This window comes from Pseudomonas sp. S2_A10, from assembly GCF_054668465.1.
Genome location: NZ_CP162773.1, coordinates 1,320,317 through 1,345,730 on the forward strand (window position 1 = coordinate 1,320,317; position 25,414 = coordinate 1,345,730).

Consider the following 25,414-nt stretch of genomic DNA (forward strand, 5'->3'; position numbering starts at 1 on the left):
CGGACTAATAAGATGGCATTGAAATCCCCCGCGTTTCGTAAAAAATTTCCATTGTTGGTAACCGGCAGTCTGCTGGCTATGCAACCTCTGGCCAGTCAATTCGTTGTTGCCGCCGAGCAGTATGACTGCTCCGTCTCGGCTACGGGTGGCTGGGACTGTGCGCCCAAGTCGCCCGCCGCGGCATTGCCGCCGCGTCCGGTGCATGACGGCAGTGCCGTCAGCGCCGCCGGCGAGCCTGCGGCCGACAAGGGTTCCGACGCCGACACTGGCGCGAAAACCGCACTGGTCACCGAGTCCAAGGGCCGTGGCCTGAAATCCCGTAGCGAAGACTACAGTCACCTCGACTGGGTTCCGCGCGAGAAGCTCACCGCCGCGCAATTGGCCGAGACCGGTCCTTACTGCTCTGGTTCCTATATCGAACCGATTCGTCCTGGCATGAATGACAAGACGAATAAAAGTGACGCGCCGACCTTCATCGGTGCCAAAGCGTCGCGTTACGAGCAGGACACCCAGGTCGCCAGCCTTGCCGGTGACGTGATCATGCGTCAGGGCAGCATGCAGGTCGAAGCCGACGAGGCCAATCTGTATCAGGCCGAGAGCCGTGGCGAACTGGCCGGCAACGTGCGCATCCGCGACAACGGCGCGCTGATCGTCGGCGACCACGCCGATGTACAGCTCGACACTGGTGAAGCCAAGGTCGACAACGCCGAATACGTGATGCACAAATCGCGCATCCGCGGTAACGCGCTGTATGCCAAGCGTGCCGAAAACGCGATCATCCGCTTGAAGGACGGCACGTACACCACGTGCGAACCGAACAGCAACGCGTGGCAGCTCAAGGGCAACAACATCACCTTGAACCCGGCGACCGGTTTCGGCACCGCGACCAACGTGACGTTGCGCGTCAAAGACATCCCGATTCTGTACACCCCGTACATCTACTTCCCGATCGACGACCGTCGCCAGTCAGGCTTCCTGCCGCCGACCATCGGTTCGGGCAGCGACACCGGCTTCATGCTGGTCACCCCGTACTACTTCAACCTGGCGCCGAACTATGACGCCACGTTGTACCCGCGTTACATGAGCAAGCGCGGCATGCTGGTGGAGGGTGAGTTCCGCTACCTGACCAAGTCGAGTGAAGGTCAGTTCGGTGCGGCGTACCTCAATGATGAGAACGACGATCGCAAGCTTCAGTCCGACTACAAAGACACTCGCTATATGTACAACTGGCAGCACAAGGGCGGGCTCGATTCCCGTGTGCTCACAGAAGTTGATTACACCAAGATCAGCGATCCGTATTACTTCCAGGATCTGCAGACCGATCAGATTGGTGTGAAGAGCGATGATTTCGTCAATCAGCAGGGTGCGGTCAGCTACCGTGGCGACAACTACACCGCACGCCTGAATGCTCAGCAATATCAGCTGGCTACCGTTTCCAACATCACACCGTATGGTCGTCTGCCGCAGATCACCTTCAATGGTCAGCTGCCGTACCATCCGGAAGGTCTGAATTTCGATTACGAGACCGAGCTGGTTCGTTTCGATCGCGATCTACGTGATGGCGACTTCATCAATGAAGATGGCATTGCCGAGCGTCGTCTGGACACAAACATCAGCGGTCTGGCCCGCGCTAACGGTGATCGCCTGAATCTGAAGCCGGGCGTCAGCCTGCCGATGAACTGGACCTATGGTTTCCTCAAACCATCGTTGAAGTATCAGTACACGCAGTATCAGCTTGATCTGGATAACACCGGCAAATCCCAGATTGATGCGCTGTCGCCGGAAAACCAGAAGCTTTACGGCAAGTTCGACAGCAACCAGAGCCGCGGCGTCCCGATTGCCAGCATCGACAGCGGCCTGTATTTCGATCGCGATACTTCCTACTTCGGCAAGAATTACCGCCAGACTCTGGAACCACGCCTGTTCTACCTCTATGTTCCCGAGACAGATCAGGAAGACATTCCAGTATTCGACACCAGCGAATATACCTTCAATTACTCTTCGCTGTTCCGCGACAACCGCTTCTCCGGCGCCGACCGTGTAGGCGACGAGAACAAACTATCGCTGGGCGTTACCAGTCGCTGGATCGAAGAAAACGGGTTTGAACGTCAGCGCATCAGCGTGGGCCAGGCGTACTACTTCAAGAACCGCGAAGTGCAATTGCCTGGTATCGATGCGAAAACTCGTGAAGACTCCAAATCCAGTGTTTCGCCGTACGCGCTCGAATATGAATACCGCTGGAACCGTGACTGGCGCGCCACTGCCGATTACAACTGGGATCCGGACAGCCGCAGCCCGCGCTCCGGCAGCGCGATGTTCCATTACCAGCCTGCGGACAACCCGAACAAGGTCATCAACGCCGGTTACCGCTATCGCAACGACCAGGTTCGATACGACCAGAATACTGGTCAATGGTCGGTGGGCGGCGGCGACTACGGCACCCCGGGTCAACCTGGCTACGTGAAGGACTACTACAAGATCCAGCAGCATGACTTCTCGGTCATCTGGCCGATCGTTCCGCAGTGGAACGCCATCAGTCGCTGGCAGTACGACTACAACCGCAATCGCACGCTGGAAGCCTTCGGTGGTTTCGAATACGACAACTGCTGCTGGAAACTGCGCCTGATCAACCGTTACTGGGTCGCCTATGACGAAAACAGTCAGAACGCCCCGGAAAACGAAAAAGGCGACCATGGCATCTTCCTCCAAATTGTTCTGAAGGGACTCGGCGGCCTGACTGGCGCCAAGGTAGAGAGCTTCCTCGACAAAGGCATTCAAGGTTATCGTGAACGTGAAGACCAAGCTTTCTGATTGTCTGCGCCCGGTGCTGCTGGGCGCGCTGTTCCTGGGTACGGCGGCCAACGCCGCCGTACAGTCCATCGATAAAGTGGTGGCGATCGTCGATAACGACGTGGTCATGCAGAGCCAACTGGACCAACGCGTTCACGAAGTTCAGCAGACCATCGCCAAGCGCGGTGGCGGTCTGCCGCCTCCGGGTGTGCTCGATCAGCAAGTGCTCGAGCGTCTGATCGTCGAAAACCTGCAACTGCAGATCGGCGAACGCTCGGGCATCCGCATCACTGACGAAGAGTTGAACCAGGCTGTCGGCACCATTGCTCAGCGCAACAACATGAGTGTCGATCAGTTTCGTGCTGCACTGGCTCGTGACGGCCTGAACTATGACGACGCCCGTGATCAGATCAAGCGCGAAATGATCATCAGCCGTGTGCGTCAGCGTCGTGTGGCGGAGCGTATCCAGGTGTCCGAGCAGGAAGTGAAGAACTTCCTCGCCTCCGACCTCGGTAAGATGCAGCTGTCCGAAGAACTGCACTTGGCCAACATCCTGATTCCGACCCCGGAAAGCGCCAACTCTGAAGCCATTCAGAGCGCTTATCGTCAGGCGATGGATGTATACCAGCAGCTCAAGCAAGGCGCCGACTTCGGTCAGATGGCCGTGGCCAAATCCGGTAGCGACAACGCGCTGGAAGGCGGCGAGATGGGCTGGCGTAAAGCCGCACAACTGCCACCTCCGTTCGATCGTGAGCTGAGCAGCATGGCGGTTGGCGACATCACTCAGCCTGCGCGCACGCCGGGCGGCTTCATTATTCTGAAGCTGCTGGGCAAACGTGGCGGCGAAGCGCAGATGCGCGACGAAGTGCATGTCCGCCACATCCTGGTCAAGCCGAGCCCGATCCGCGACGAAGCCAAGACCAAGGCACTGGTGCAATCGTTGTATGAACGCATCACCGCCGGCGAAGATTTTGCCGAACTGGCGAAAAACTACTCGGAAGACCCGGGATCCGCCCTCAACGGCGGCGACCTGAACTGGATCGACCCGAACGTGCTGGTACCGGAATTCCGCGAAGTGATGGCTTCGACCCCACAAGGTCAACTGTCCAAGCCATTCCAGACCCAATACGGCTGGCACGTGCTGGAAGTCCTTGGCCGTCGCGCCACTGACGGCACCGAACAGGCCCGTGAGCAGCAAGCGATGTCCGTACTGCGTAACCGCAAATACGATGAAGAGCTGCAAACCTGGCTGCGTCAGATCCGTGACGAAGCATACGTAGAGATCAAACTCCCTGGTGCAGACCAGGCAGCGCAGTGAAACCCAAGCGTTTCGCGCTGACACCCGGCGAACCAGCCGGCATCGGTCCCGACCTGTGCCTGCTGCTCGCCTCGCAAGCCCAGCCACATCCCCTGATTGCCATCACCAGCCGCGACCTGCTCCTTGAGCGGGCCGCGCAGTTGGGGCTGGCCGTCAATCTGCTGGATGTCGCGCCGGGGCAGTGGCCAGATGTTCCAGCACCGGCCAACAGCCTGTACGTCTGGGACACGCCGCTCAGCGCACCGGTAATCGCCGGGCAACTGGACAAGGCCAACGCTGCATTCGTCCTCGAAACCCTGACCCGCGCCGGCAACGGCTGCCTGAACGGCGATTTCGCCGGGATGATCACCGCGCCGGTGCACAAAGGTGTGATCAACGAGTCGGGCATCGCGTTCTCTGGACACACTGAATTTCTCGCCGACCTGACGCACACCGCGCAGGTAGTGATGATGCTGGCCACTCGCGGTTTGCGCGTGGCGCTGGTCACCACCCACCTGCCCCTGCGCGAGATTGCCGACGCGATCACCCCTGAACGGCTCGAGCGAGTGACGCGAATCCTGCACGCCGACCTGCAAGACAAATTCGGCATCGCCCGGCCACGCATCCTGGTCTGCGGTCTCAACCCGCATGCCGGTGAAGGCGGCCACCTGGGCCATGAAGAAATCGACATCATCGAACCGACATTAGAGCGCCTGCGCGGCGAGGGCATGGACCTTCGTGGCCCGCTGCCTGCCGACACTCTGTTTACCCCCAAATATCTGGAGCACTGCGACGCAGTGCTGGCGATGTACCACGACCAGGGCCTGCCCGTGCTCAAGTACAAAGGCTTCGGCGCTGCCGTCAACGTGACGCTGGGCCTGCCGATCATCCGCACCTCGGTCGACCATGGCACCGCCCTGGATCTGGCCGGCAGCGGCAGGATCGACACCGGCAGCCTGCAAGTCGCCCTGGAAACCGCCTACCAGATGGCCGAGACCCGTTTATGAACGAGCAATATCAACACAAGGCGCGCAAACGCTTTGGTCAGAACTTCCTCCACGATGCCGGTGTTATCGACCGCATCCTGCGCTCTATCCATGCCAAGGCTGACGATCGCCTGCTGGAAATCGGCCCGGGCCAAGGTGCCCTGACCCAAGGCTTGCTTGGCTCTGGCGCGCAACTCGACGTGGTGGAGCTGGACAAGGATCTGATCCCGATCCTCAACCAGCAGTTCGCCGGCATGAGCAATTTCAACCTGCATCAGGGCGATGCGCTGAAGTTCGACTTCAATACGCTGAACGCCGCACCGAACAGCCTGCGGGTGGTTGGCAACCTGCCGTACAACATCTCCACGCCGCTGATTTTTCATCTGCTGAACAACGCCGGCATCATTCGTGACATGCACTTCATGTTGCAGAAAGAAGTGGTCGAGCGCCTGGCCGCAGGCCCGGGTGGCGGCGACTGGGGTCGTCTGTCGATCATGGTTCAGTACCATTGCCGCGTGGAACATCTGTTCAACGTCGGCCCGGGCGCATTCAATCCGCCGCCGAAAGTCGATTCGGCGATCGTTCGTCTGGTGCCCCACGCGGTTCTGCCGCACCCGGCCAAGGATCACAAGTTGCTGGAGCGCGTGGTACGCGAAGCCTTCAATCAGCGCCGCAAAACCTTGCGCAATACCCTCAAGCAATTGCTCAGCAACGCCGAGATCGAAGCCGCTGGCGTTGATGGCAGCCTGCGTCCCGAGCAACTGGATCTGGCCGCATTCGTGCGCCTGGCCGACCAGCTCGCGATACAGGTCCCGGCAGCTCCCGCCGCCGACTGACTCGCGATGAACGCTATCGGGCAGCACACCACTCTGGTTTACTGCCCGATACTTGCCTAGACTGATTCCCCATCAGCTACGCCCCGCGTTCCGCTTCGTTAAGGCCTTCTTGCATGTCCGATTCCCGTTATCAGGTCGATGTCAGCGTCGTCACCCGCTATCTGCCAGACCAATCGCAACCCGAACACGACCGTTTCGCCTTCGCCTACACCATCACCGTACAGAACAACGGCAAGGTTGCGGCCAAGCTTCTGTCCCGGCACTGGGTGATCACCGATGGTGACGGCCATGTCGAACACGTGCGCGGTGAAGGCGTCGTCGGCCAGCAACCGTCGATCGATGTAGGCAAGAGCCATGTCTACACCAGCGGCACAGTGATGACCACCAAGGTCGGCACCATGCAGGGCACTTATCAAATGCTCGCCGACGACGGCAAACATTTCGATGCAATCATTGAACCGTTTCGCCTCGCCGTGCCCGGAGCCCTGCACTGATGACGACGTATGCCGTCGGTGACCTGCAAGGCTGCCTCGAACCGCTCAAGTGCCTGCTCAAACAAGTTGCCTTCGACCCGGCGCTTGACCGGCTGTGGCTGGTCGGCGATCTGGTCAACCGTGGCCCGCAGTCGTTGGAAACCCTGCGTTTTCTCTTTGGCATGCGTGAGTCGCTGGTCTGCGTGCTCGGCAATCACGACCTGCACCTGCTGGCCGCCGCGAAGAAGATCGAGCGCCTGAAGAAAAGCGACACACTGCGCGAAATCATCGAGGCCCCCGATGGGCCGCAACTGATGGAATGGCTGCGCCAGCAAAAGCTGATGCATTACGACGAAACACGCGATGTTGCGATGGTCCATGCCGGCATCCCGCCGCAGTGGTCGCTGCGCCGTGCGTTGAAGTGCGCCGCCGAAGTCGAGACCGCCCTGCGTGACGACAACGTATTCCCCGCCTACCTTGACGGTATGTACGGCAACGAGCCGGCAAAATGGGACAACGACCTCAAAGGCATTGATCGTCTGCGAGTGATCACCAATTACTTCACACGCATGCGCTTTTGCACCGCCGAGGGCAAGCTCGACCTCAAAAGCAAGGAAGGCCTCGACAGCGCCCCACCCGGCTACAAGCCGTGGTTTCAGCACAAGGAGCGCAAGACCAAAGGCCTGCGCATCATCTTCGGTCACTGGGCGGCGCTCGAGGGCAATATCCACGAGCCGGGCATTTCCGCGCTGGACACCGGATGCGTCTGGGGCGGCAGCCTGACGCTGATGAACGTCGACAGCGGCGAACGCCTGTCATGCAAATGCGACGAGCACGGCGGACTTGCGCCATCAGTCGCCCCACTCACCCCCAACGATTCGCCCGTCAACGCCTCGCGTTAGACTGCGCCTTCAGTAGAGCAACAGGTACTTTGTCATGACCGAATTCAAACGAATCCCCCCGGAACAGGCGCAGGCCCTGCGTGAACAGGGCGCAGTCGTAGTCGACGTACGCGATCCGGCGACCTTTGCCGCGCTGCACATCAGCGGCTCCAAACATCTCGACAACCATTCCCTGCACGCTTTCATTCAAGGCGCCGACCTCGATGCACCGACCGTCGTGGTCTGCTACCACGGCAATTCCAGCCAGGGCGCAGCCGCCTATCTGGTCAGCCAAGGCTTCTCCGACGTTTACAGCATGGACGGCGGCTTTGAGCTGTGGCGTACGACTTATCCGTCGGAAACCGCGCAAGGCACCGCCGAATAATTTTTTGCGCAGCGCAGGCCCCGGCTGCCGTGGGCCTGCGCGCGGCAGACGAACGGTCTGCCACAACTAATTACGTATCTCGCCTTTACCTCTCGAATTCCCAACTATCCTTAAGCGCAGGCCATCCAAAACAGGGGAGAGCCGGTACACCGGCGCGCGGGTCATCGGGAGTAGCTTTCGCGGTTTGTCGACCGTGGGAGAATTCTGGGGGGTAAACAGCAGCTGCCACAGCGACTGCTGCCAGCATCGACTGAGTGATCCGGCGTCGGCTCCACGTATCGAGCGAGGTGACGTCATGAGTATCTTTAGCCACTTCCAACAACGCTTCGAATCCACACGCCAGGAAGAACTCTCTCTGCAGGAGTACCTGGAGCTGTGCAAAAACGATCGCAGCGCCTACGTTTCCGCCGCCGAACGTCTGTTGATGGCGATCGGCGAACCGGAACTGCTCGACACTTCGACCAATTCGAGGCTGTCGCGCATCTTCTCCAACAAGGTGATCCGCCGCTATCCAGCCTTTGAAGACTTCCACGGGATGGAAGAATGCATCGACCAGATCGTCTCGTATTTCCGCCACGCCGCCCAAGGCCTGGAAGAGAAGAAACAGATTCTTTATCTGCTCGGCCCCGTCGGTGGCGGTAAATCGTCCCTGGCCGAGAAGCTGAAACAACTGATGGAGAAAGTGCCCTTTTATGCCATCAAGGGCTCGCCGGTCTTCGAGTCGCCTCTGGGTCTGTTCAACGCCACCGAAGATGGCGCGATCCTCGAGGAAGATTTCGGCATTCCACGGCGCTACCTGAACACCATCATGTCGCCCTGGGCGACCAAGCGCCTGGCCGAATTCGGCGGCGACATCAGCCAGTTCCGCGTGGTCAAGCTGTACCCGTCGATCCTCAATCAGATTGCCGTGGCCAAGACCGAACCCGGTGACGAGAACAACCAGGACATCTCGGCTCTGGTCGGCAAGGTCGATATCCGCAAACTCGAAGAATTCCCACAGAACGACGCTGACGCCTATAGCTACTCCGGTGCGCTGTGCCGGGCCAACCAGGGCTTGATGGAATTCGTCGAAATGTTCAAGGCGCCGATCAAGGTGCTGCACCCATTGCTGACTGCTACCCAGGAGGGCAACTACAACAGTACCGAAGGCCTCGGCGCGATTCCGTTTACCGGCATCCTGCTGGCTCACTCCAATGAATCTGAGTGGCACACCTTCCGCAACAACAAGAACAACGAGGCGTTCATCGACCGGATCTACATCGTCAAAGTGCCGTACTGCCTGCGCGTCAGCGACGAAGTGAAGATCTACGACAAACTGCTTTTCAACAGTTCCCTGTCCAAGGCGCACTGCGCACCGGACACCCTGAAAATGCTCGCGCAGTTCACTGTGCTGTCGCGCCTCAAGGAGCCGGAAAACTCCAACATCTATTCGAAGATGCGCGTCTACGACGGCGAAAACCTGAAAGACACCGATCCGAAGGCCAAGTCGATTCAGGAGTACCGCGATTCGGCCGGTGTCGACGAAGGCATGAACGGACTGTCGACCCGCTTCGCCTTCAAGATCCTCTCCAAGGTGTTCAACTTCGACCCGCATGAAATCGCCGCCAACCCGGTGCACCTGCTCTATGTGCTGGAGCAGCAGATCGAACAGGAACAGTTCCAGGCCGAAACCCGCGAACGCTACCTGCGCTATCTGAAGGAATACCTGGCGCCGCGCTACATCGAGTTCATCGGCAAGGAAATCCAGACTGCTTATCTGGAGTCCTACAGCGAATACGGTCAGAACATCTTCGACCGCTACGTGCTGTACGCGGATTTCTGGATCCAGGACCAGGAGTATCGCGACCCGGAAACCGGCGAGATCCTCAACCGCGTGGCCCTGAACGAAGAGCTGGAAAAAATCGAAAAACCGGCCGGAATCAGCAATCCGAAGGATTTCCGCAACGAGATCGTCAACTTCGTCCTGCGCGCCCGGGCCAACAACAACGGCAAGAACCCGACCTGGCTCAGCTACGAAAAACTGCGGGTGGTCATCGAGAAGAAAATGTTCTCCAACACCGAAGACCTGCTGCCCGTCATCAGCTTCAACGCCAAGGCCAGCAAGGAGGATCAGCAAAAACACAACGACTTCGTTACGCGAATGGTTGAACGTGGCTACACCGATAAACAGGTACGCCTGCTGTCCGAATGGTACCTGCGGGTCCGCAAGTCGCAGTGAGGCAGCTGCAAGCTACAAGCCACAAGCTGCAAGGAGAACGCGCGTGAATCCCCATCCGGGTGAATCGGCCTCTACTTGCAGCTTGCAGCTCAAAACTTGAAGCTCCCCGGAGGGGCCTTATGAGCTATGTGATCGACCGACGCCTCAATGGCAAAAACAAGAGCACGGTGAACCGCCAGCGTTTTCTGCGGCGTTACCGTGACCACATCAAAAAGGCTGTCGAAGAGGCAGTCAGTCGCCGTTCCATCACCGATATGGAGCACGGTGAACAGATCAGCATTCCCGGTCGCGACATCGACGAACCGGTGCTCCATCACGGACGCGGCGGCAAACAGACCGTGGTGCATCCCGGTAACAAAGAGTTCACGGCCGGTGAACATATCGCCCGTCCACCGGGCGGCGGCGGTGGGCGCGGCCCGGGCAAGGCCGGCAATTCAGGCGAAGGAATGGACGAGTTCGTCTTCCAGATCACTCAGGAAGAATTTCTCGAATTCATGTTCGAAGACCTGGAACTGCCGAACCTGGTCAAACGCAACCTGACCGGCACCGACACATTCAAAACCGTACGCGCCGGGATCAGCAATGAGGGCAATCCGTCGCGGATCAACATCATCCGCACCCTGCGCTCAGCACATGCGCGTCGCATTGCCCTGTCTGGCAGCAGCCGCGCAAAGCTTCGCGAAGCCAAAGAAGAACTGGCGCGGCTCAAGCGCGAAGAACCGGACAACTTCGGCGATATTCAGGAACTCGAAGCTGAAATCGAGAAACTCAGCGCGCGCATTCACCGCGTGCCGTTCCTCGACACCTTCGACTTGAAATACAACCTGTTGGTCAAGCAACCCAATCCCAGTTCCAAAGCAGTGATGTTCTGCCTGATGGACGTGTCCGGTTCTATGACGCAGGCCACCAAGGACATCGCCAAGCGCTTTTTCATCCTGCTGTACCTGTTTCTCAAGCGTAACTACGACAAGATCGACGTGGTGTTCATCCGTCACCACACCAGCGCCCGGGAAGTGGACGAAGAGGAGTTTTTCTATTCTCGTGAGACCGGCGGCACCATTGTTTCCAGCGCCCTGAAGCTGATGCAGGAAATCATGGCCGAGCGCTATCCGAGCAACGAGTGGAACATCTACGCCGCTCAGGCCTCCGACGGCGACAACTGGAACGACGATTCGCCGATCTGCCGCGACATCCTGATCAATCAGATCATGCCGTTTGTGCAGTACTACACTTACGTGGAGATCACCCCGCGCGAACATCAGGCCCTGTGGTACGAGTACGAACGCATCGCCGAAGCCTTCTCTGACACGTTTGCCCAGCAGCAACTGGTCTCGGCCGGAGATATCTATCCGGTCTTCCGTGAACTCTTCCAGCGCAGGTTAGTGACATGACCGCCAAAGAGCAGAAGCGCCAACCCATATCCACCGGCTCCGAATGGACATTCGAGCTGATCCAGACCTACGACCGCGAAATCGCCCGGATCGCGGCCCGTTACGCGCTGGATACCTATCCCAACCAGATCGAAGTGATTACCGCCGAGCAGATGATGGACGCCTATGCCTCGGTGGGCATGCCGTTGGGTTACCACCACTGGTCCTACGGCAAACACTTCCTCAGCACAGAGAAATCCTACAGTCGCGGGCAAATGGGCCTGGCTTACGAGATCGTGATCAACTCCGACCCGTGCATCGCCTATCTGATGGAAGAAAACACCATCTGCATGCAGGCGCTGGTGGTGGCTCACGCCTGCTATGGCCACAACAGTTTTTTCAAGGGCAACTACCTGTTCCGCACCTGGACCGATGCCAGTTCAATCATCGATTACCTAGTGTTCGCCAAGCAGTACATCATGCAGTGCGAGGAGCGCCATGGCATCGATGCCGTGGAAGATCTGCTCGACTCCTGCCATGCCCTGATGAATTACGGTGTCGACCGTTACAAACGCCCGTATCCGATTTCCGCCGAAGAAGAGCGCCGGCGGCAGAAGGATCGCGAAGAGCACATGCAGAAGCAGATCAATGATCTGTGGCGCACCATTCCCAAAGGCGCTGACAAATACAGCGACAAGGACAACGCCCGCTTCCCGGCCGAACCGCAGGAAAACATCCTCTATTTCATCGAGAAACACGCGCCGCTGCTGGAACCCTGGCAGCGCGAGATCGTGCGCATCGTGCGCAAGATCGCCCAGTACTTCTATCCGCAGCGCCAGACCCAAGTCATGAACGAAGGCTGGGCAACGTTCTGGCATTACACGCTGATGAATGACCTGTATGACGAAGGCCTGGTGACCGACGGTTTCATGATGGAGTTCCTCACCTCGCACACCAGCGTGGTGTTTCAGCCTGGCTTTGACAGTCCGTACTACAGCGGCATCAACCCCTATGCATTGGGTTTCGCCATGTACCGCGACATTCGGCGCATGTGCGAAGAGCCTACCGAAGAGGATCGCCGCTGGTTCCCGGACATCGCCGGTTCCGACTGGCTGTCGACCATCAAGTTCGCCATGAGCAGTTTCAAGGATGAGAGCTTCATCCTGCAGTACCTGTCGCCCAAGGTGATCCGTGATCTAAAGCTGTTCAGCATTCTCGATGACGACCAGAAAGACGACTTGCTGGTGCCGGCCATTCATGATGAGGGCGGCTACCGCATCATCCGTGAAACCCTGGCAGCGCAATACAACCTCGGCAATCGTGAGCCGAACGTGCAGATTTACAGCATCGATCGGCGCGGTGATCGCTCGCTGACCCTGCGCCATCAGCAGCACGACCGCAAACCCTTGGGCGACTCCACCGAAGAAGTCCTCAAGCACCTGCACCGGCTCTGGGGCTTCGACATTCATCTGGAAACCCTGCAAGGCGACCAGATCATGAAAACCCATCACGTGCCGCCACGCAGTGAACACAGCGAAGGCGATTACGGCCGGCTCGATCTGGCCGTGATTCATCTTTGATCCGGTTCCGGCCTCCGAAAGTCTGACGCAAGGGTTATCCTGTCGGACTGACGGAGGTTTTTTATGCAGGTTTACAAGGTTGGCGGCGCAGTACGTGATCGCCTGTTGGGGTTGCCGGTCGCTGACATCGACAGGGTCGTGGTGGGCGCCACCACGGAGGAAATGCTCGCCAAGGGATACCGCCCGGTTGGCGCCGACTTTCCGGTGTTTCTGCACCCCAAAACCGGTGAGGAATATGCCCTCGCCCGTACGGAACGCAAGAGTGGCCGGGGTTACGGCGGCTTCACCTTCTACGCAAGTCCCGAAGTGACGCTTGAAGAAGACCTGATTCGCCGCGACCTGACGATCAATGCCATGGCCGAGGACGATCAGCTCAACCTGACCGATCCGTACCATGGTCAGCGCGATCTCGAAGCACGAATCCTGCGCCATGTATCCCCGGCATTCGCCGAAGATCCGCTCCGTGTCCTGCGTGTTGCCCGTTTTGCTGCGCGCTACGCAGGATTGGGGTTTACGGTCGCCGATGAGACCATGGACTTGATGCGCCAGCTCAGTGAGTCCGGCGAATTGCAGGCGCTGACTGCCGAACGTAGCTGGAAGGAGATTTCCCGGGCACTGATGGAAGACCACCCGCAGGTGTTCATCCAGGTCTTGCGCGACTGTGGCGCACTCAAAGAGCTAATGCCGGAAGTCGACGCCTTGTTCGGCGTGCCACAGCCAGAGACCCACCACCCGGAAATCGACACAGGCCTGCACACCCTGAGCGTGCTGGAGCAATCAGCCCTGCACAAACAACCACTGACGGTGCGCTGGGCCTGCCTGCTGCATGACCTTGGTAAAGGCCTGACGCCGGAAGAAGAATGGCCCAGGCATATCGCCCATGAGCACACCGGGCTGAAGCTGATCAAAGCGGTCAACGAGCGCTTCAAGGTCCCCAAGGACTGTCAGGAACTGGCGCTGCTGGTCGGCCAGTATCACACCCATGGGCATCGGGCGCTCGAGTTGAAAGCCTCGACGCTGCTGGAGTTGCTGCAAAGTTTCGATATCTATCGCCGGCCACAGCGATTCGAAGAGTTTATCGCCGCGTGCGAGATGGATGCCCGTGGCCGCAAGGGCCTGGAGCAGCGCAGTTATCCACACGCGGATTATTTGCGCGGAGCGGCGAAAGCTGCGCGAGCGGTGGCGGTGCAGCCTTTGCTGGAGCAGGGATTCAAGGGGCCGGAACTGGGCGAAGCGCTGAAGCGGGAACGACTGAAGGCGTTGAAAGCCTACAAAGAGGCGGCGACAGCCTGATAAAAAACTTCGCGAGCAGGCTCGCTCCCACATGAGACCTCGATCCAATGTGGGAGCGAGCCTGCTCGCGAAAGCGCATTTGATATCACCGCAAATCCGAAGGCGTGAGCTGCTCCCCCCGCCATTCGAACGCAACCGGCGCCAACACCTGATCAATCTGCGCCTCGGCCCACAACGTCGCAAAGCTCTTGCCCACCCCCGGATGCACCCGATCCGGCGCAATCAACGACAGCGGCCACAGCACAAAGGCATTTTTCAGGATTTCAGCACGCGGCAGCATCAATCCATCGAAATTACCCACCAGATCGCCATACAGCAGCACGTCGATATCCAGCGGCAGACCTTTGCGATCCGGGGCATAACGACCGTTGTCCGCCTCGATGAATTTCAAGCGGCGGTCAAGCTCCATCAACGGCAGATCGGTGTAGGCCGAGACCACAAAATTGAAGAACGGCCCGCTCTTGATGCCCACCGGTTGGCTCTCGAACACCGCCGAACAACGGATATCCACCAGGAACGTGGCCAGCGCATCGAGACCGGCGCGCAAATGGGTTTCACGCTCGATATTGCTACCGAGCCCGAGGTAGACCTGAGTCAGCGACATCCGCGCTCGATCTCCACACCCACACCACCCTTGGCCGCTGGAACGGCGCCCGGCTTGGTCAGTTTCAGTCGCACCCAAGTGATCTTGAATTCGGCCATGAGCACTTCAACCAGACGCTCGGCGAAGGTTTCGACCAGCTGGAACTGCGCCTGCTCGGCGAAGGCCTGAATGCGCGTGGAAACACTGGCGTAATCGAGCGCCAGGGTCAGGTCGTCACCGGCGGCGGCCGGGCGATTGTCCCAGGCGAAGCTCAGATCAAGACGCAGGCACTGACGGATGCCGCGCTCCCAGTCGTAGGCACCGATCACGGTGTCGACTTCCAGGCCCTCGATAAACACTCTGTCCAAGCACTTCTCTCCGCTGCACGACAAGGGCGCGATGCGCCGTTAGAATCAGGGCGTCCTCGCCCGGAATAGTTAGCATGTTTTGGTTACTGGCGATTCTCGCCTACCTGCTCGGCTCGCTGTCCTTTGCCATTTTGCTCAGCCGCCTGACCGGAAATCCGGATCCGCGAATGAGTGGCTCGGGTAATGCCGGCGCCACCAACATGCTGCGCCTGGCCGGTCGCAAACTGGCGATCCTGACCCTGCTCGGTGATCTGTGCAAAGGCCTGCTGCCGGTGCTGATCGCCTCGGGCGCGGGCCTTTCAGTGCAGGATCAGGCCTGGATCGGCGTGTGCGCCGTGATCGGTCACCTGTTCCCTTTGTACTTTCGCTTTCGCGGCGGCAAAGGCGTTGCCACTGCCGCAGGCATGCTGCTCGGCCTGTATCCACCCGCCGCGCTGCTGGCAGTATGTGCCTGGCTACTGACGTTTTACCTGACCCGCACCAGCTCGCTGGCGGCGCTGATTGCCACGCCACTGACCCTGCCATTGCTGGCCTGGCAGGAGCCGGAAGCCTTGCTGCCAATGAGCGCGCTGACCTTGCTGATTGTCTGGCGCCATCGCGGCAATCTACGCGACCTGTTTGCCGGGCGCGAACGGCATTTCTGACTGCCGTCCATGAGCGTCGCTCATTACAGCGCCGACAACTGCTCCATTGGCCAGCGTGCCTGCACGGTGATTGCCAGACTTTCCTGCTGGCCGGCCTTCAGGCGCTGGCAACCGGCAAATGCGATCATCGCGCCATTGTCGGTGCAGAACTCCGGGCGCGCATAGAACACATCACCCTTCATATCGCCGAGCATTTTTTCCAGCGAAACCCGCAACGCCTTGTTGGCGCTGACGCCGCCGGCAATCACCAGTCGCTTCATGCCCGCCTGTTTCAGGGCGCGCTTGCACTTGATGGTCAAAGTCTCCACCACGGCCTGCTGGAACGCCAGCGCGATGTCGCAACGGGCTTGCTCGCCGTCGTCCCCGGCGCTGACGCATTGCTGCCAGGTATTGAGGGCGAAGGTTTTCAAGCCGCTGAAACTGAAGTCCAGACCCGGGCGATCACACATCGGACGCGGAAAGGTGAAACGTCCTGCGACGCCCTTCTCGGCCAGCTTGGCGATTTCCGGCCCGCCGGGGTAATTGAGGCCCATCATCTTCGCGGTTTTGTCGAAAGCTTCGCCGGCCGCATCGTCGAGCGTCTCGCCGAGCAGACTGTATTGGCCAATGCCGTCGACCTGAACCAACTGCGTATGGCCACCGGAAACCAACAAAGCGACGAACGGGAATTCCGGCGGTTTCGGTTCCAGCATCGGCGCCAGCAAGTGGCCTTCCATGTGGTGCACGCCAAGCGCCGGAATGCCCCAGGCAAACGCCAGCGCCTGCGCGCAGGATGCACCGACCAGCAGCGCGCCGACCAGGCCAGGACCTGCGGTGTAGGCGATTGCGTCGATCTCGGTCGGCACACAGTCGGCCTCGGCCAACACCTGACGGATCAAGGGCAGCATGCGTTTGACGTGGTCACGCGACGCCAGCTCCGGCACCACACCGCCATAGACGCGGTGCAGGTCGATCTGACTGAACAGCGCGTCGGCCAGCAGACCGCGTTCACTGTCATACAATGCGACGCCGGTTTCGTCGCAGGAGGTTTCTAATCCCAGTACTAGCATGGGTTTGCGCCTTGTTTAGGCTGAATTCGAAGGCGCGCATAATAGTCGCCACGTGATGCCCCGACCAGCGGTTTTCGATCAGAGGCTTTGCATTCCGAGCGATGAGGGGTTAACATCCGCAACCCTTAAAAACCGACGTCTTCAAGTGCTCTTTTGCCGCGAGGATGTTGACCCCGGTAATGAATGAAGGTAGCTCTGGATGCCAGCCGTCAAAGTAAAAGAGAACGAACCCTTCGACGTAGCTCTGCGTCGTTTCAAGCGCTCCTGCGAAAAAGCCGGTGTACTGGCTGAAGTTCGTAGCCGCGAATTTTACGAGAAGCCAACTTCTGAGCGTAAGCGCAAGGCAGCAGCCGCTGTTAAGCGTCACGCCAAGAAAGTTCAGCGCGAACAGCGCCGCGCCGTTCGTCTGTACTAATCCACAGACGTTCGTAGCAAGCTTCTTGCCTAAGCCCGGCCCTCAGCCGGGCTAATGGCATTTGCGTAAAACGCTTGATGCTTCACCGTCGACGCCGCCGATGCGACCGAGACAAATCTGCTTCACCGCGTCAGGCCTGGCTCTTTTGCCAGCGGTGCACGTCTTTTCTGACGAGCCTTTCAAGGCTACTGACGAGCACACCCACTGATTCCTCTTACGACGATCAGCCCAAGGCACCTGCATGCGTGCCCGCTTTATTGAGCTATCCGAGGTCGACAACCGGCCGTCAGCGGATTCAGCGCAACACTTTCACATAGTCGAAGACTGATAGGTACTAACGTCAGTGGATTTTCGGCAGATACACTTCCCGACAGCGATCACGCAGACGACACCGGTCGAGCCGCACTTTTTGTGCGTTTCCAGCAATGGCCCGCGTCCGACGGCCTGTCGCAACGGATTTATTGCAGCGCAGACGACGAGAACGCCATGGCCGGGCTGATTCCCCAGAGCTTCATTGACGACCTGCTGAACCGCACCGACATCGTCGACGTGGTCAGCTCGCGCGTGCAATTGAAGAAGGCCGGCAAGAACTACACCGCCTGCTGCCCGTTCCATAAAGAGAAAACCCCGTCGTTCAGCGTCAGCCCCGACAAACAGTTCTATTACTGCTTCGGTTGCGGCGCCGGCGGCAACGCCCTCGGCTTTCTCATGGATCACGACAATCTGGATTTCCCCCAGGCTGTCGAAGATCTGGCAAAAGCCGCCGGCATGGAAATCCCCCGCGAAGAAAGCGGTCGCGAGCGCAAGCCGCGCCAGCCGACCGATTCGCCGCTGTACCCGCTGCTGACCGCCGCCGCTGATTTTTACCGGCAGGCACTCAAGAGTCATCCGTCGCGCAAGGCTGCGGTGGATTACCTCAAGGGGCGCGGGCTGACGGGCGAGATCGCTCGGGATTTCGGCCTCGGTTTTGCGCCGCCGGGCTGGGACAACCTGCTCAAGCATCTGAGCAGCGACACGTTGCAACAGAAGGCCATGATCGAAGCTGGCCTGCTGATCGAGAACGCCGAAACCGGCAAACGCTATGACCGCTTCCGCGATCGCGTGATGTTCCCGATTCGCGATACCCGCGGACGGATCATCGCCTTCGGCGGTCGCGTACTGGGCGACGACAAGCCCAAGTACCTGAACTCACCGGAAACCCCGGTATTCCATAAAGGCCAGGAACTCTACGGCCTTTATGAAGCACGCAAGAACAATCGCAACCTCGACGAAATCATCGTCGTCGAGGGTTACATGGACGTCATAGCCCTCGCCCAGCAAGGCTTGCGCAATGCCGTCGCCACGCTGGGTACCGCGACCAGCGAAGAACACCTCAAGCGCTTGTTCCGCGTCGTCCCGAACGTGTTGTTCTGCTTCGACGGCGACCAGGCCGGCCGCAACGCAGCCTGGCGTGCACTGGAAGCGACCCTGCCGTGTCTGCAGGACGGTCGTCGCGCGCGGTTCCTGTTTTTGCCCGAAGGCGAAGACCCGGACACCCTGGTTCGCGCCGAAGGCACCGATGCTTTCAAGGCGCGCATCAATCAGCACGCGCAGCCGCTGGCCGATTATTTTTTCCAGCAACTGACCGAAGAAGCCGACCCGCGCTCACTTGAGGGCAAGGCGCACATGGCCACCCTCGCCGCGCCATTGATCGACAAGGTGCCGGGAGCGAACCTGCGCATCCTCATGCGTCAGCGCCTGACCGAGATTACCGGCCTGAGCAGCGAGACCGTCAGCCAATTGGTTCAGAGTGCGCCGCAGGAAGCACCGCCCGCCTACGATCCGGGCTTCGATTACGACGCCATGCCGGACTACAGCGACTACCATCAGCCGCAGGCACAGGACATGTATGTGCCGCAGCAGGAATGGACGCCGAAGAAACCCGGCGCCGGCGGCAAGAAGTGGGACAAGAAACCGTGGGACAAGAACGGCAAACGTGGTGGCGATCGCGAACAGCAGCGCCCGCGTACGCCGATTGGCGTTGAATCGCCAACCCTGACGGCACTGCGAACATTGCTCCATCATCCGCAACTGGCCAAGCGCGTCGAAGACGCCGGGCACATTGCCGATGAAAATCAGACCAACGCCCAGCTGCTTGTGGCCCTGCTCGAAGCCGTACAGAAGAATCCCAAGCTAAACTCATTTCAGCTGATCGCGCGATGGCACGGTACTGAACAGGGTCGCTTGCTCAAGGCGCTGGCAGAAAAGGAATGGCTGATTGACGGAGATAACCTTGAACAACAGTTTTTCGACACCATTACTAGCTTGTCCGCCCGCCAACGCGAGCGAAATCTCGAACAGTTACTCAGGAAAGCGCGGCAAAGCGAACTGAGCGTCGAAGAGAAAAATCAACTGCGCGACCTTTTAAGTCGCAATGTTTCCGCATCAAACCCGACCTCAACTGGCGCGTGAGGTCATAGCTCAGGTATAATCCTCGGCTTGTTTTTTGCCCGCCAAGACCTTCAGTGGATAGGGTGTTATGTCCGGAAAAGCGCAACAGCAGTCTCGTATTATTGAGTTGATCAAACTGGGTCGTGAGCAGAAGTATCTGACTTACGCCGAGGTCAACGACCACCTGCCCGAGGATATTTCAGATCCGGAGCAGGTGGAAGACATCATCCGCATGATTAACGACATGGGGATCCCCGTACACGAGAGTGCTCCGGATGCGGACGCCCTTATGTTGGCCGACGCCGATACCGACGAGGCCGCTGCGGAAGAAGCAGCCGCTGCGTTGGCGGCGGTGGAGACCGATATCGGTCGCACCACTGACCCGGTGCGCATGTACATGCGTGAAATGGGTACGGTCGAGCTTCTGACCCGTGAAGGCGAAATCGAAATCGCCAAGCGGATCGAAGAAGGCATTCGTGAAGTGATGAGCGCGATTGCGCACTTCCCAGGCACGGTTGACCACATTCTCTCCGAGTACACCCGCGTCACCACCGAAGGTGGTCGCCTGTCCGACGTCCTGAGCGGTTATATCGACCCGGACGACGGCATCGCGCCGCCTGCGGCAGAAGTGCCGCCGCCGGTTGACCCGAAAGCCGTCAAGGCCGACGACGATACCGACGACGATGATGCCGAATCTTCCGACGATGAAGAAGAAGCCGAAAGCGGTCCGGATCCGGTCATCGCTGCGCAGCGCTTCGGTGCCGTCGCCGACCAGATGGAAATCACCCGCAAGGCCCTGAAAAAGCACGGTCGTCACAACAAGGCAGCCGTTGCCGAGTTGCTGGCCCTGGCCGAGCTGTTCATGCCGATCAAACTGGTGCCGAAGCAATTCGAAGCCCTGGTCGAGCGTGTACGCAGTGCCCTGGATCGCCTGCGTCAGCAAGAGCGCGCGATCATGCAGCTGTGCGTACGTGATGCACGTATGCCGCGCGCCGATTTCCTGCGTCAGTTCCCGGGCAACGAAGTCGACGAAAGCTGGTCCGACGCCCTGGCCAAAGGCAAGAGCAAGTACGCCGAAGCCATCGGTCGCGTGCAGCCGGACATCATCCGTTGCCAGCAGAAGCTGATTGCGCTGGAAACCGAGACCGGCCTGACCATCGCAGAAATCAAGGACATCAACCGTCGCATGTCGATCGGTGAGGCCAAGGCCCGCCGCGCGAAAAAAGAGATGGTTGAAGCCAACCTGCGTCTGGTGATCTCGATCGCCAAGAAGTACACCAACCGCGGTCTGCAATTCCTCGATCTGATCCAGGAAGGCAACATCGGTCTGATGAAGGCGGTGGACAAGTTCGAATACCGTCGTGGTTACAAGTTCTCGACTTATGCCACCTGGTGGATCCGTCAGGCGATCACTCGCTCGATCGCCGACCAGGCGCGCACCATCCGTATCCCGGTGCACATGATCGAGACGATCAACAAGCTCAACCGTATTTCCCGGCAGATGTTGCAGGAAATGGGTCGCGAACCGACTCCGGAAGAGCTGGGCGAACGCATGGAAATGCCTGAGGACAAGATCCGCAAGGTACTGAAGATCGCCAAAGAGCCGATCTCCATGGAAACCCCGATCGGTGATGACGAAGACTCCCATCTGGGCGACTTCATCGAAGACTCGACCATGCAGTCGCCAATCGATGTCGCCACAGTGGAAAGCCTGAAGGAAGCGACTCGCGAAGTGCTGTCCGGCCTCACTGCCCGTGAAGCCAAGGTACTACGCATGCGTTTCGGTATCGACATGAACACCGACCACACGCTCGAAGAGGTGGGCAAACAGTTTGACGTAACGCGTGAGCGGATCCGTCAGATCGAAGCCAAGGCGCTGCGCAAGCTGCGCCACCCGACGCGAAGCGAGCATCTGCGTTCCTTCCTCGACGAGTGATACCAGAACCCCCGGCCCAGGCCGGGGGTTTTGTTTTATGGCAGATTAAATTCCCCGCTCCGCCCTCCCCGTCGCGTACCCCGTCTACACTCGAAACAATCATCCCAAGCCCTGACGAGAGCGTTATGCCCAGACTGGCGCCCGTGCTTTTTCTGCTGTCATTGATGATCTGCACCGCCACGGCTGACGCGCTGACTCTCACCGATGAAGAACGCAGCTGGCTGGCGGCTCACCCTGACTTGCGCCTGGGTGTTGATGCATCGTGGCCGCCTTTCGAATTTCGTGACGACCAGAACCGCTATCAGGGTCTCGCCGCTGACTATATCGACGTGATTCGCCAACGTTTGGCGATCAAGCTGACGCCCATCGAACCGGCAAGCTGGACGGTGGTGCTGGAGCAGGTCAAAAAAGGCAAGATCGATTTGCTGCCGGGAATCATGTCCACGCCGGAACGCCAGAATTACCTGTCATTTACCCGGCCGTACCTCGACTTCCCGATCGTCATTCTGGCCCATGTCGGCGGGGCCCAGCCGCGCAAACTCGACGACCTGTACGGTCTGAAAATCGCCGTAGTGGAAAACTACGCTCCCCACGAACTGCTGCGCACTCACCATCCCGATCTGAATCTGGTGGCCATGCCCAATGTTAGTTCGGCGCTGCAAGCCCTGGCGACCGATGAAGTGGACGCGGTGGTCGGCGATCTGGCTTCCAGCGTCTGGAGCCTGCGCCAGCTCAAACTCGACGGCCTCTACGTCAGCGGCGAAACCCCGTATCGCTATCAACTGGCGATGGCCGTGCCCCGCGACAACAAGATGTTGGTGGGCATTCTCGATAAAGTCCTGGCCGACATGACACCGGCGGAAATCAGCAGCATTCAGGAACATTGGGTCGGTAATGTGCTCGACCACCGCACGTTCTGGTCGGACCTGCTGATGTATGGCCTGCCCGGTCTGTTGTTGTTGATGACGGTGCTGGCCGTGGTGATTCGCATCAACCGTCGCCTGAGCTCGGAAATCTCCCGGCGCATCGACCTCGAACAGGAATTGCGCAGCAGCGAATATCACTACCGTGGCCTGGTGGAGAGTTTGTCGGCGATCGCCTGGGAAGCGCGGATGAGCGACTTCACCTACAGCTATGTTTCGCCCCATGCTGAAGACCTGCTCGGGTATCCACAGTCTCACTGGCTGATTCCGGGTTTCTGGCACAACATCATTCACCCGGCCGACCTGACCCGCACGCAGAACTATTGCAGGGAAGCGCTGCGCCAGGGCCGCGATCACATCGTCGATTATCGCGTGATCACCGCCGACGGCCGCTGCCTGTGGGTGCGCGACATTGTCAGCCTGATCGAGCATGGCCACGAACCGGTGATGCGCGGGTTGATGATCGATATCAGCGAAATCAAACGCACCGAAGAGGCGCTGCGCCTGTCCGAGCAGAAGTTCGCTTCGGTGTTTGAGCAATGCCCGGACATTCTGGTGATTGCGCGCCTGTCCGACGGCTGCCTGCTGGAGGTTAACGAGGCCTTCGAAGAGCAGATCGGCCTCAGGGCCGAGGAGGTGATCGGCCAGACCGCCACCAACCTCAATATCTGGGGCATCCCCGGGGTGGGGCCGGGCCTCTTGCAGCGTTTGCAGGCCGGCAGCATCCGTAATCTGGAAATGCCCTTTCGCCGCAACAACGGCCAATTGTTCACCGGGCTGATTTCCGCCGAGCCTTTCGACCTCGACACCACCCCGGCGCTGGTGGTGGTAGTTCGCGACATCAGCCAGCTCAAGGAAACCCAACAGCAACTGCAAACCTCTGAAGAGAAGTTCGCCAAGGCTTTCCATGCGTCGCCGGATGGCCTGTTGCTGTCGCGCCAGAGCGACGGCCTGCTGTTGGAGGTCAACGAAGGTTTTAGTCGTATCACTGGTTTCAACAGCGCCATGTCGGTGGATCGTTCAACGCTGGATCTGGGCATCTGGGTCAACCTCAACGAACGCAAGCAGATGCTCGATCTGCTAAAGCGCGACGGGTTTGTCCGCGACTTCACTTGCCACATCCGTCGCAGCGACGGGCAGATTCGCCTGTGCGAAGTGTCCAGTCGACCGCTGCCGATCGGCGACGAGGATTGCATGCTGACCATCGCCCGCGACATCACCGAACGCCATCTCATGCAGGAAAAACTGCAGCAGGCCGCGACCGTTTTCGAGAGCACCGCCGAGGGCGTGTTGATCACCGATACTCAACAACACATCAGCGCCGTCAATCGCGCTTTCACCGAAATCACCGGTTACAGCGAAAGTGAAGCGCTGGGCCACACGCCACGCTTGCTGGCGTCAGGGCTGCATGACAGCGCTTTCTACGCGGCGATGTGGCACCAATTGACTGACGAAGGCCACTGGCAAGGCGAGATTTCCAACCGGCGCAAGAACGGCGAGCTGTACCCGAGCTGGCTGACCATCAGCGCCGTGCGCAATCGCGACAAGTTCATCACTCACTTCGTCGCGGTGTTCGCCGATATTTCCAGCCTCAAGCATGCCCAGGCCAAGCTCGATTACCAGGCTCACCACGACCCCCTCACCGGTTTGCCCAACCGCACCTTGTTCGAGAGTCGCCTGCAAATGGCCCTGACCAGCCAGCAGGAAAATGGCGGCCAGGGCGCGGTGCTGTTTCTCGATCTCGACCGCTTCAAACACATCAACGACAGCCTCGGCCACCCGGTCGGCGACCTGTTGCTCAAGGGCATTGCCGTGCGCTTGAAAGAACAATTGCGCGATATCGACACGGTCGCGCGATTGGGCGGTGACGAATTCATCATCCTGTTGCCAGGCTTGCAGCAAGCCAGTGACGCCGACAACATCGCGACGAAACTGCTCAACTGCTTCGGTGCGCCGTTCCAGGCCGGCGAACACGAGTTTTTTATCAGCGCGAGCATCGGCACCAGCCTTTATCCCCGCGACGGCTGCGATGTCGCCACACTGGTGAAAAACGCCGACGCGGCGATGTACCGCTCCAAAGCCAAGGGGCGTAACCGCGTCGAAAGCTACACCCGCGACCTCACCGCCCAGGCCAGCGAGCGCGTAGCGCTGGAACACGAACTGCGCCGCGCCATCGAGCGCGATGAGCTGTTTCTCTGTTACCAACCGAAAATCAGCCTGGTCGACCACAGTCTGGTCGGTGCAGAGGCGCTGATTCGCTGGCGCCACCCAACCTTCGGCGACGTGCCGCCCGAGCATTTCATTCCGCTGGCCGAAGAGAACGGCATGATCCTGCAGATCGGTGACTGGGTGCTCGAAACCGCTTGCCGGCAAATGTTCGAGTGGAGCCGGATCTACCAACCGCTCGGGCCGCTCTCGGTAAACCTCGCTGGCGCGCAGCTGCGTCAGCCGAACCTGTTGGTGCGCATCGAGCAACTGCTCAAGGACAACCGCCTCAGGCCGGATTTACTGCAACTGGAAATTACCGAGAATTTCATCATGAGTCAGGCCGAAGAGGCGCTGGCAGTGCTGCACCAGCTCAAACACCTCGGCGTGCAACTGGCGATCGATGACTTCGGCACCGGCTACTCCTCGCTCAGCTATCTCAAACGCCTGCCGCTGGACATCCTCAAGATCGACCAGTCCTTCGTCCGCGGACTGCCTGACGACCCCCACGACGCGGCCATTGTGCGCGCCATCATCGCGCTCGGCCGCAGCATGCAATTCACCGTGATTGCCGAAGGCGTGGAAACCCAGGCGCAACAACAATTCCTCGCCGCAGAAGGTTGTGAACAGATCCAGGGCTACATCGTCAGCCTGCCGCTGCCCCCGGACGAATTCGCCGCGACGTTTCTGCATATAACCGTATCGGATTTTTCGGATAGCACAGCCGCGAAACCGTCGCTATAATCCGCGGC

At 59.3% G+C, this 25,414-nt stretch carries 19 protein-coding genes; 16 read left to right on the forward strand and 3 right to left on the reverse strand.

Translation table 11 applies throughout. The features are described 5' to 3' along the window. The first annotated feature begins 12 nt into the window (after nucleotides 1-12). The 11 genes from AB4N41_RS06155 (at nucleotide 13) to AB4N41_RS06205 (ending at nucleotide 14,109) form a co-directional block, all read left to right on the forward strand. Nucleotides 13-2,811 (forward strand): LPS-assembly protein LptD, encoded by a 2,799-nt coding sequence (locus AB4N41_RS06155; protein WP_095181412.1) that lies wholly within the window; start codon nucleotides 13-15, stop codon nucleotides 2,809-2,811. Beyond that, complete coding sequence (gene surA, locus AB4N41_RS06160; protein WP_177342713.1) at nucleotides 2,786-4,108, forward strand: peptidylprolyl isomerase SurA; 1,323 nt, start codon at nucleotides 2,786-2,788, stop codon at nucleotides 4,106-4,108. The genes AB4N41_RS06155 and surA overlap by 26 nt, the downstream gene beginning before the upstream one ends. Beyond that, nucleotides 4,105-5,094 carry a 4-hydroxythreonine-4-phosphate dehydrogenase PdxA gene (pdxA, locus tag AB4N41_RS06165; protein ID WP_136493051.1) on the forward strand — a complete coding sequence of 330 codons (990 nt, stop codon included), beginning with the start codon at nucleotides 4,105-4,107 and terminating at the stop codon, nucleotides 5,092-5,094. The genes surA and pdxA overlap by 4 nt, the downstream gene beginning before the upstream one ends. Then, nucleotides 5,091-5,909, forward strand: a complete 819-nt coding sequence (gene rsmA, locus AB4N41_RS06170; protein ID WP_039757718.1) for a 16S rRNA (adenine(1518)-N(6)/adenine(1519)-N(6))-dimethyltransferase RsmA — start codon at nucleotides 5,091-5,093, stop codon at nucleotides 5,907-5,909. Before pdxA ends, rsmA begins: the two co-directional genes overlap by 4 nt. Nucleotides 5,910-6,022: 113 nt before the next feature. Then, the gene (apaG, locus tag AB4N41_RS06175) at nucleotides 6,023-6,403 is read left to right on the forward strand and encodes a Co2+/Mg2+ efflux protein ApaG (protein ID WP_095181410.1); all 381 of its coding nucleotides are present in this window, start codon (nucleotides 6,023-6,025) and stop codon (nucleotides 6,401-6,403) included. Then, complete coding sequence (locus AB4N41_RS06180) at nucleotides 6,403-7,284, forward strand: symmetrical bis(5'-nucleosyl)-tetraphosphatase (protein WP_056786666.1); 882 nt, start codon at nucleotides 6,403-6,405, stop codon at nucleotides 7,282-7,284. The genes apaG and AB4N41_RS06180 overlap by 1 nt, the downstream gene beginning before the upstream one ends. 34 nt (nucleotides 7,285-7,318) lie before the next feature. Then, a complete protein-coding gene (gene glpE / locus AB4N41_RS06185) occupies nucleotides 7,319-7,648 on the forward strand; it encodes a thiosulfate sulfurtransferase GlpE (RefSeq protein WP_095181409.1) in 330 nt (109 codons plus the stop codon). Between the two features lie 295 nt (nucleotides 7,649-7,943). Beyond that, nucleotides 7,944-9,866: a PrkA family serine protein kinase gene (locus AB4N41_RS06190; RefSeq protein WP_016772892.1), complete on the forward strand. Its 1,923-nt coding sequence runs from the start codon at nucleotides 7,944-7,946 to the stop codon at nucleotides 9,864-9,866. A 119-nt stretch (nucleotides 9,867-9,985) separates the two neighbouring features. After that, nucleotides 9,986-11,257: a YeaH/YhbH family protein gene (locus AB4N41_RS06195; protein WP_039757709.1), complete on the forward strand. Its 1,272-nt coding sequence runs from the start codon at nucleotides 9,986-9,988 to the stop codon at nucleotides 11,255-11,257. Then, entirely contained in the window at nucleotides 11,254-12,816 is a 1,563-nt protein-coding gene (locus AB4N41_RS06200; protein ID WP_024014545.1) for a SpoVR family protein, read from the forward strand. Before AB4N41_RS06195 ends, AB4N41_RS06200 begins: the two co-directional genes overlap by 4 nt. Nucleotides 12,817-12,879: 63 nt before the next feature. After that, nucleotides 12,880-14,109: a multifunctional CCA addition/repair protein gene (locus AB4N41_RS06205; protein WP_252876999.1), complete on the forward strand. Its 1,230-nt coding sequence runs from the start codon at nucleotides 12,880-12,882 to the stop codon at nucleotides 14,107-14,109. Nucleotides 14,110-14,194: 85 nt separating this feature from the next. Here AB4N41_RS06205 and folK read toward each other — a convergent pair whose 3' ends face one another. After that, nucleotides 14,195-14,713: a 2-amino-4-hydroxy-6-hydroxymethyldihydropteridine diphosphokinase gene (gene folK / locus AB4N41_RS06210; RefSeq protein ID WP_122699657.1), complete on the reverse strand. Its 519-nt coding sequence runs from the start codon at nucleotides 14,711-14,713 to the stop codon at nucleotides 14,195-14,197. Next, nucleotides 14,704-15,060, reverse strand: a complete 357-nt coding sequence (folB, locus tag AB4N41_RS06215; RefSeq protein WP_016772885.1) for a dihydroneopterin aldolase — start codon at nucleotides 15,058-15,060, stop codon at nucleotides 14,704-14,706. The genes folK and folB overlap by 10 nt, the downstream gene beginning before the upstream one ends. Nucleotides 15,061-15,134: 74 nt before the next feature. On the opposite strand from folB, the gene plsY reads away from it, so the two are divergent. Then, on the forward strand, nucleotides 15,135-15,704 hold the full coding sequence (gene plsY, locus AB4N41_RS06220) for a glycerol-3-phosphate 1-O-acyltransferase PlsY (RefSeq protein ID WP_041476705.1): 570 nt from the start codon (nucleotides 15,135-15,137) through the stop codon (nucleotides 15,702-15,704). A 23-nt stretch (nucleotides 15,705-15,727) separates the two neighbouring features. Here plsY and tsaD read toward each other — a convergent pair whose 3' ends face one another. Continuing rightward, complete coding sequence (tsaD, locus tag AB4N41_RS06225; RefSeq protein WP_039757706.1) at nucleotides 15,728-16,753, reverse strand: tRNA (adenosine(37)-N6)-threonylcarbamoyltransferase complex transferase subunit TsaD; 1,026 nt, start codon at nucleotides 16,751-16,753, stop codon at nucleotides 15,728-15,730. 199 nt (nucleotides 16,754-16,952) lie between these two features. Between tsaD and rpsU the strand changes: the two genes are divergently transcribed. The 4 genes from rpsU (at nucleotide 16,953) to AB4N41_RS06245 (ending at nucleotide 25,406) form a co-directional block, all read left to right on the forward strand. Continuing rightward, nucleotides 16,953-17,168 carry a 30S ribosomal protein S21 gene (gene rpsU, locus AB4N41_RS06230; protein WP_002551877.1) on the forward strand — a complete coding sequence of 72 codons (216 nt, stop codon included), beginning with the start codon at nucleotides 16,953-16,955 and terminating at the stop codon, nucleotides 17,166-17,168. Nucleotides 17,169-17,654: 486 nt separating this feature from the next. After that, on the forward strand, nucleotides 17,655-19,619 hold the full coding sequence (dnaG, locus tag AB4N41_RS06235; protein WP_150743558.1) for a DNA primase: 1,965 nt from the start codon (nucleotides 17,655-17,657) through the stop codon (nucleotides 19,617-19,619). Nucleotides 19,620-19,686: 67 nt separating this feature from the next. After that, a complete protein-coding gene (rpoD, locus tag AB4N41_RS06240; protein WP_024014550.1) occupies nucleotides 19,687-21,534 on the forward strand; it encodes an RNA polymerase sigma factor RpoD in 1,848 nt (615 codons plus the stop codon). Nucleotides 21,535-21,659: 125 nt separating this feature from the next. Beyond that, nucleotides 21,660-25,406, forward strand: coding sequence for a bifunctional diguanylate cyclase/phosphodiesterase (locus AB4N41_RS06245; protein WP_252877000.1), 3,747 nt, complete (start codon nucleotides 21,660-21,662; stop codon nucleotides 25,404-25,406). Nucleotides 25,407-25,414: the final 8 nt, after the last annotated feature.

Coding starts and splice junctions, on each gene's coding strand:
- AB4N41_RS06155 (WP_095181412.1), top strand. CDS start 13: ATGGCATTGAAATCCCCCGCGTTTCGTAAAAAATTTCCATTGTTGGTA.
- rsmA (WP_039757718.1), top strand. CDS start 5,091: ATGAACGAGCAATATCAACACAAGGCGCGCAAACGCTTTGGTCAGAAC.
- apaG (WP_095181410.1), top strand. CDS start 6,023: ATGTCCGATTCCCGTTATCAGGTCGATGTCAGCGTCGTCACCCGCTAT.
- AB4N41_RS06180 (WP_056786666.1), top strand. CDS start 6,403: ATGACGACGTATGCCGTCGGTGACCTGCAAGGCTGCCTCGAACCGCTC.
- glpE (WP_095181409.1), top strand. CDS start 7,319: ATGACCGAATTCAAACGAATCCCCCCGGAACAGGCGCAGGCCCTGCGT.
- AB4N41_RS06190 (WP_016772892.1), top strand. CDS start 7,944: ATGAGTATCTTTAGCCACTTCCAACAACGCTTCGAATCCACACGCCAG.
- AB4N41_RS06195 (WP_039757709.1), top strand. CDS start 9,986: ATGAGCTATGTGATCGACCGACGCCTCAATGGCAAAAACAAGAGCACG.
- AB4N41_RS06200 (WP_024014545.1), top strand. CDS start 11,254: ATGACCGCCAAAGAGCAGAAGCGCCAACCCATATCCACCGGCTCCGAA.
- AB4N41_RS06205 (WP_252876999.1), top strand. CDS start 12,880: ATGCAGGTTTACAAGGTTGGCGGCGCAGTACGTGATCGCCTGTTGGGG.
- folK (WP_122699657.1), bottom strand. CDS start 14,713: ATGTCGCTGACTCAGGTCTACCTCGGGCTCGGTAGCAATATCGAGCGT.
- plsY (WP_041476705.1), top strand. CDS start 15,135: ATGTTTTGGTTACTGGCGATTCTCGCCTACCTGCTCGGCTCGCTGTCC.
- tsaD (WP_039757706.1), bottom strand. CDS start 16,753: ATGCTAGTACTGGGATTAGAAACCTCCTGCGACGAAACCGGCGTCGCA.
- rpsU (WP_002551877.1), top strand. CDS start 16,953: ATGCCAGCCGTCAAAGTAAAAGAGAACGAACCCTTCGACGTAGCTCTG.
- dnaG (WP_150743558.1), top strand. CDS start 17,655: ATGGCCGGGCTGATTCCCCAGAGCTTCATTGACGACCTGCTGAACCGC.
- rpoD (WP_024014550.1), top strand. CDS start 19,687: ATGTCCGGAAAAGCGCAACAGCAGTCTCGTATTATTGAGTTGATCAAA.
- AB4N41_RS06245 (WP_252877000.1), top strand. CDS start 21,660: ATGCCCAGACTGGCGCCCGTGCTTTTTCTGCTGTCATTGATGATCTGC.